The sequence below is a fragment of the Actinomadura darangshiensis genome (genome assembly GCF_004349235.1).
GTDB classification, from domain to species: domain Bacteria; phylum Actinomycetota; class Actinomycetes; order Streptosporangiales; family Streptosporangiaceae; genus Spirillospora; species Spirillospora darangshiensis.
In genome coordinates this window covers 1-6,899 of sequence record NZ_SMKY01000391.1, presented here as the reverse complement: position 1 = coordinate 6,899, position 6,899 = coordinate 1, and the positions used below count along the sequence as shown (strand labels likewise).

Sequence of the window (6,899 nt, the reverse complement as noted above, 5' to 3'; positions counted from 1 at the left end):
CTCCCGCGCCGTCCGGGCCGCGCCGCCGCGGGCCGCGCACCATCGTCGCCCTGGGCGTGGCCGGCGCCGTCCTCGCCAGCAGCGGCGTCGCCGCGGCGGGCGGCCGCGTCACCGACCGCACCGCCGCGTCCCCGCCGCCGGCCGCGTCCGGCGTGCCGGACGACGCGGGCAAGCCCGTGCGCGGCGACAGCGACGCCGGGACGCGCACCCTTCCGCGGCCCCCGGTCCGGCCCGCGCCCGAACCCGGGACCGCCGCGCCGTCCAAGGCGCCCGCCGACCCGGGCCGCGGCGGTCACGGGCACCTCAAGCGCCGCCTCGACCACCTGTTCCCGCGCAGCCGCCCCGACCGTCCGGAGGGCCCGGCCGCGAACCCCGAGACCCCCGCGGTGAACTCCGCTCCGTCCGCCAGGCCGGACGACCCGTCCGACGACGAGCCGCGCATCCGCCTGGACGCCCTGCGCCGCGAAGCCCAGAAACGAGCGCTCCGCCACCACGACAACGACGACTGACCCGTCCGGCCGGGCGCGGGTCGTCGTCGGGGAAGCACCCGGGCAGGGGCGACCGACCGGTCAGGTCTCTTCGCGGCCCTCTTCGCTGTCGATCACGCCGTCGACGTAGCCGCGGGCGTACTCCCAGCTCACGTAGTCGACGGGGTCGGGGGACAGGGCGGGCTCGTGGACGCGGGGGAGCCCCTGGTCCAGCAGGTGGCGCAGGTTGCCGTGCAGCAGGTCCCAGTCGATGTAATGGAGCTTGCCGCAGTCGCCGCAGTCGACGGTGAGGCCCCGGACGCCGAGCGGTTCCAGCAGGGCGCGGAAGACCTCCAGGTCGGCGAGGTCGGCCAGCACGTCCTCCCGCTCCGTCACGCTGAGCGGAGCGGTGTCGTCGCCGGGGTCGCCCAGCGCCGCCGCCGGATCCTCCGGGTCTCCGGCGAACGGGTCGAGCGGAGCGTCGTCGTGCACACCACCACGCTACTGCGGACCGGCCCACGAGGTGCACCCCCCGGTATCCTCCGTGCGCAAACGATCACGTGGCGTGCGCGGAAGACGGGAATGTACAGGACCGTCCCCGTTGTTGCGGGATGTCATCAAGACCACGTGACCGCCGTGCGCAACTCACCGTTCCGCCGGGGGCGCAGCCTCTACCATGGGAACAGGGTCCGCGTGACCTGGCCCGATGCCGCGACCACCACGGGAAGGTTGTCATGAACCCCGCCGCCGAGTCCGACAAGTTCCTCCCGCAGGGCCTGACCTTCGACGACGTGCTCCTGCTGCCGGGCTACTCCGACCTGCAGCCCGGCGAGGCCGACACCACGACCCGGCTCACCCGCGACATCTCGCTGCGGATCCCGCTGCTGTCGGCGGCGATGGACACCGTCACCGAGTCGCGGACGGCGGTCGCGATGGCGCGCCAGGGCGGCATCGGCGTGCTGCACCGCAACATGTCGATCGAGGAGCAGGCCGAGGAGGCCGACCGGGTCAAGCGGTCCGAGTCCGGCATGATCACCAACCCGGTGACCTGCCTGCCGGACGCGACGCTCGCCGACGTCGAGGAGCTGTGCGCCCGCTACCGGATCTCCGGCGTGCCGGTCACCGACGTCCGCGGTGTGCTGGTCGGCATCGTGACGAACCGGGACATGCGCTTCGAGTCGGACCTGTCCCGTCCGGTCCGCGAGGTCATGACGCCGATGCCGCTGGTCACGGCGCCGGTCGGCGTGTCGCGGGAGGACGCGTTCCGGCTGCTGGCGGGCGAGAAGGTCGAGAAGCTCCCGCTCGTGGACGCCGACGGCCGGCTCCAGGGCCTCATCACCACCAAGGACTTCACCAAGAGCGAGCAGTACCCCGACGCCACCAAGGACGCCGACGGGCGGCTGCTCGTCGCCGCGGCCGTCGGCGTCGGCGAGGACGCCCTCGGCCGCGCCCGTGCGCTGATCGAGGCCGGCACCGACGTGATCATCGTGGACACGGCGCACGGGCACTCCAAGGGCGTCGCCGACACGATCGCCGCGATCAAGGGCGGCTCGTCCGTCCAGGTCGTCGGCGGCAACGTCGCCACCTACGCCGGCGCGAAGGTCCTGGTGGACGCGGGCGTCGACGCGATCAAGGTCGGCGTGGGCCCCGGCTCGATCTGCACCACCCGCATCGTCGCCGGCGTCGGCGTCCCGCAGATCACCGCGATCTCCGAGGCCGCCCGCGCGGCGAAGGAGGGCGGCGTCCCGGTGATCGGGGACGGCGGCCTGCAGTACTCCGGCGACATCGCCAAGGCCCTGGTCGCGGGCGCCGACACGGTGATGCTCGGCAGCCTGCTCGCCGGCGTCGAGGAGTCCCCGGGCGAGCTGATCTTCGTCCACGGCAAGCAGTACAAGTCGTACCGCGGCATGGGCTCGCTCGGCGCGATGCGCAACCGCGAGCGCGGCGCGTCCTACTCCAAGGACCGCTACGCGCAGGCCGACGTCAGCGCCGAGGAGAAGCTGATCCCCGAGGGCGTCGAGGGCCAGGTGCCCTACCGGGGCCCGCTCGCCAACGTCGCGCACCAGCTCATCGGCGGCCTCCACCAGTCCATGTGGTACGCGGGGACGCGCACGATCCCCGAGCTCCAGGAGCGCGGCCGGCTCATGCGCATCAGCCCCGCCGGCCTCCGCGAGAGCCACCCGCACGACATCCAGATGACCGTCGAGGCCCCCAACTACCAGGGCCGCTGACTTTTCCGGATTTTCCGTCGGCCCGTCCGAACCTCCGGCCGGGCCGCCGCATCATAAGACACGAGAGCGCGCCGGCCACTTCTGCGGGGGAAGGGCCGGCGCGCGGTCTTTTTCCCGGCGCCGCCAGAGCCCGGGAGGGCGCCACCGCCGCGTCTCGCGGGCGCTCGCCGCTGACGTAAGCTCTTCCGGGGCTTGTTCCCGCCGCCTGCGGGAACATCGAGCACGTGGAGGAAGGGCGCAGTGGCTGCTGAGGTGGAGATCGGCCGTGGCAAGAGCGGCCGCCGGGCGTACGCCTTCGACGACATCGGCATCGTGCCGTCCCGCCGGACGCGCGATCCCGAGGAGGTCAGCGTCGCCTGGCAGATCGACGCCTACCGGTTCGAGATGCCGCTGGTCGTCGCGCCGATGGACGGCGTCGTCAGCCCGGCCACCGCGATCGCCCTCGGACGGCTCGGCGGCCTCGCCGTCCTCGACCTCGAAGGCCTGTGGACGCGGTACGAGAACCCCGAGCCGCTGCTCGCCGAGATCGCCTCGCTGGACGACGTCCGCGCCACCCAGCGGCTCCAGGAGATCTACTCCGAGCCGATCAAGGAGGAGCTGATCGGCCGCCGGATCGAGGAGGTCCGCGAGGCCGGCGTCACCGTCGCGGCCCGGCTGTCGCCGCAGCGCACCGCCCAGTTCCACAAGGCCGTCATCGACGCGGGCGTCGACCTGTTCGTCATCCGCGGGACGACCGTGTCCGCCGAGCACGTGTCGGGACGGGCCGAGCCGCTCAACCTCAAGCAGTTCATCTACGACCTCGACGTCCCGGTGATCGTCGGCGGCTGCTCCACCTACACGGCCGCGCTGCACCTGATGCGCACCGGCGCCGCCGGCGTGCTGGTCGGGTTCGGCGGCGGCTCCGGGCACACCACCCGGACCGTCCTCGGCGTCGCCGTCCCGATGGCCACCGCGGTCGCGGACGTCGCCGCCGCCCGCCGCGACTACATGGACGAGTCCGGCGGCCGCTACGTGCACGTGATCGCCGACGGCGGCATGGTGAACAGCGGCGACATCGCCAAGGCGTTCGCGTGCGGGTCCGACGCCGTCATGGTCGGCTCCCCGTTCGCCCGCTCCACCGAGGCGCCCGGCCGCGGATACCACTGGGGCAGCGAGGCGCACCACGGCGACGTCCCGCGCGGCACCCGCCTCGACCTCGGCACGATCGGGACGATGGAGCAGATCCTGCACGGCCCCTCCCATGTCGCCGACGGCTCCATGAACCTCATCGGGGCGCTGCGCCGCGCCATGGCGACGTCCGGCTACACGGAGTTGAAGGAGTTCCAGCGGGTACAGGTCGTGGTGGCTCCCCGCCGGTTCACCGACTGATCGGCTCACTGAGAGCGAACCCACGCCGAATCGGTCGTTTCCGGGGTGGAGCCGTCCCTACTCTTGGGTAGGAACCGTTCGGAAACCGAACCGCTGTGGGGGGATGCGCGATGACGGGATCACCGGTGACGGGCCTTGGAAGCTCGCGGCTCGGCCCGGCGGAGCGGGCGGCGGCGCTCGACCGCATGGCCCGCGAGGAGTTCGACGTGGTCGTCGTCGGCGGCGGCATCGTCGGCGCGGGCGCGGCGCTCGACGCGGCCACCCGGGGCCTGTCGGTCGCGGTGGTCGAGGCGCGCGACTTCGCGTCCGGGACCTCGTCCCGCTCGTCCAAGCTGATCCACGGCGGGCTCCGGTACCTGGAGCAGTACAACTTCGACCTCGTCCGGGAGGCGCTGACCGAGCGCTCGCTGCTGCTTCAGCAGATCGCGCCGCACCTGGTGCGCCCCGTCCCGTTCCTGCTGCCGACCACGCACCACGTGTGGGAGCGCGCGTACTTCGGCGCCGGCGTGGCGCTCTACGACCTGCTCTCGCTCCAGATGGGCAGCACCCGGGGCGTCCCGCACCACCGGCACCTGACCCGGCGCGGCGCGCTGCGGCTCGCGCCGTCCCTGCGCAAGGACTCCTTCACCGGCGCGATCCAGTACTGGGACGCGCAGGTCGACGACGCCCGCTTCGTCATGACGGCGCTGCGGACGGCCGCGGAGTACGGCGCTCAGATCGCGTCCCGCACCCAGTGCCTCGGGTTCCTGCGCGAGGGCGAGCGCGTCACCGGGCTGCGGATCCGCGACCTTGAGGGCAACACGACCAGCGAGGTCCGCGCGAAGCAGGTCGTGAACGCCACCGGCGTATGGACGGACGACATCCAGGAACTCGTCGGCGGGCGCGGCCAGATCCACGTGAAGGCGTCCAAGGGCATCCACCTGGTCGTCCCGAAGGACCGCATCCACTCCTCGGCCGGCATCATCCTCCGCACCGAGAAGTCGGTGCTCTTCGTGATCCCGTGGGGACGGCACTGGATCATCGGCACCACCGACACCGCCTGGGACCTCGACCGGGCCCACCCGGCCGCCTCGAAGGCCGACATCGACTACGTCCTGGACCACGTCAACTCCGTCCTCACCACGCCCCTTACGCACGACGACGTGGAGGGCGTGTACGCGGGCCTGCGCCCCCTGCTCACGGGCGAGACGGAGGAGACGTCCAAGCTCTCGCGCGAGCACGTCGTCGCGCACCCCGTGCCTGGCCTCGTCCTGGTCGCGGGCGGCAAATACACCACGTACCGCGTCATGGCCAAGGACGCCATCGACGCCGTCGCCCACGGCCTCGACGGCAAGGTCGCCGAATCGTGCACCGACCGGATCCCGCTCGTGGGCGGCGACGGCTTCCAGGCCATGTGGAACGCCCGCCACCGCCTCGCGTCCCGCTCCGGACTGCACGTCGCCCGCATCGAGCACCTCCTGCGCCGCTACGGCTCCCTGCTGGACGACCTGCTCGAACTGATCTCCGACAAACCCGACCTCGCCAAGCCGCTGACCGGCGCCGACGACTACCTCCGCGCCGAGGTCGTCTACGCCGCCAGCCACGAGGGCGCCCGCCACCTCAACGACGTCCTCGCCCGCCGCACCCGGATCTCCATCGAGACCTGGGACCGCGGCGTGCGCGTCGCCCAGGAGGCCGCCGACCTGCTCGCGCCGGTCCTCGGCTGGTCCAAGAAGCAGCGCGACCGCGAGATCGAGTACTACCGGAAGCGGGTGGAGGCCGAACGCGCCTCGCAGACCCAGGAAGGCGACCAGGAGGCCGACGCCCACCGCCGCGGCGCCCCCGACATCGTCCCCACCGCCACACCCTGACCGGCGCCGCCCGCCCTCAGCTCTGCCTGCCGTAGAGGTAGAGGGTGAGCGGTGCGCACACCGCGGTGAGGGCGGCGATGGCGACGAGCGACCAGGCGAGGGAGTCACCGGTGCCGCCGACGTCGTTCATCAGGCCCCTGGCGGCGGTCGCGACGTGGCTCAGCGGGTTGACGTCGACGAAGGCCTGAAGCCAGCCGGGCATGGTCTCGGGCTCGACGAAGATGTTGCTGGCGAACGACAGCGGCATCAGCACGACGTTGGCGATGCTGATGACGACGGCCGGGTCGCGTACGAGGAGGGCGACCGCCGCCCACAGCAGGGACAGCGAGACCCCGAACGCGGCGATCAGGGCCACCGCGGCGAGTACGCCCGGTACGCCCCCCGCGGGCCGGTAGCCCATGACCAGCCCGAGGACGACCACGATCGCGGACGCGAACAGGTAGCGGGCCGCGTCGCTGAGCAGGCCGCCGAGGACGAAGGCGCCCCGCCAGACGGGCAGGACGCGGAAGCGGTCGAACGCCCCGGTCGTCACGTCCTGGGCGAGGCGCGCCCCGCCGTACATGGTGACGATGGCGATGCTCATGCTGAGCGTGCCGGGCAGGAGGATCTCCAGGTAGTCGCCCGTGGAGCCGCTGATGGCGCCGCCGAAGAGGTAGGTGAACAGCACGGTGAACAGGATCGGGATGGCGACCGAGTCCACGATCTGCTTCGGGTCGTGCTTGATCTTGAGCATCGCTCGCCGGCCGAAGGTCGCGGAGGCCGCGAATGCCCCGGCACGGCTGCGCGGTCGGCCTGCGGCGAGCAGGACGTCGATGCCGGCGGACTCCGCCGTGCCGGCGGCCGGGGTGCTCATGCGTTGAGCTCCTCATGGCCGGCGGTCGCCGTCCGAGCCGTGCGGCCGGCCGGGGGTGTGTGGCTGGCCGGGGGTGTGTGGTCGGTCGGGGCCGTGCGGTCGGTCGGGGGTGTGTGGCCGGTCGGGGGTG

General features: G+C 72.8%; 5 protein-coding genes and 1 pseudogene. 4 read left to right on the top strand and 2 right to left on the bottom strand.

Features of this window, described 5'->3' with window-relative positions; all coding sequences use genetic code 11:
- Positions 1-509, top strand: a pseudogene (locus tag E1293_RS48185) (hypothetical protein); the annotation flags it as partial.
- A gap of 60 nt (positions 510-569) precedes the next feature.
- Here the strand turns inward: E1293_RS48185 and E1293_RS42505 are convergent.
- On the bottom strand, positions 570-959 hold the full coding sequence (locus tag E1293_RS42505; RefSeq protein WP_132205089.1) for a DUF5319 domain-containing protein: 390 nt from the start codon (positions 957-959) through the stop codon (positions 570-572).
- 242 nt (positions 960-1,201) lie between these two features.
- Here E1293_RS42505 and guaB point away from each other — a divergent pair, with 242 nt between their 5' ends.
- The 3 genes from guaB to glpD all read left to right on the top strand — a co-directional run bounded on the left by guaB (position 1,202) and on the right by glpD (position 5,916).
- On the top strand, positions 1,202-2,698 hold the full coding sequence (guaB, locus tag E1293_RS42500; RefSeq protein WP_132205087.1) for an IMP dehydrogenase: 1,497 nt from the start codon (positions 1,202-1,204) through the stop codon (positions 2,696-2,698).
- A 252-nt stretch (positions 2,699-2,950) separates the two neighbouring features.
- Entirely contained in the window at positions 2,951-4,066 is a 1,116-nt protein-coding gene (locus E1293_RS42495; RefSeq protein ID WP_132205091.1) for a GuaB3 family IMP dehydrogenase-related protein, read from the top strand.
- A 110-nt stretch (positions 4,067-4,176) separates the two neighbouring features.
- Positions 4,177-5,916: a glycerol-3-phosphate dehydrogenase gene (gene glpD, locus E1293_RS42490; protein ID WP_132205085.1), complete on the top strand. Its 1,740-nt coding sequence runs from the start codon at positions 4,177-4,179 to the stop codon at positions 5,914-5,916.
- 16 nt (positions 5,917-5,932) lie between these two features.
- On the opposite strand, the gene E1293_RS42485 is transcribed toward glpD, so the two are convergent.
- Positions 5,933-6,769: an ABC transporter permease gene (locus E1293_RS42485; RefSeq protein WP_132205083.1), complete on the bottom strand. Its 837-nt coding sequence runs from the start codon at positions 6,767-6,769 to the stop codon at positions 5,933-5,935.
- Positions 6,770-6,899: the final 130 nt, after the last annotated feature.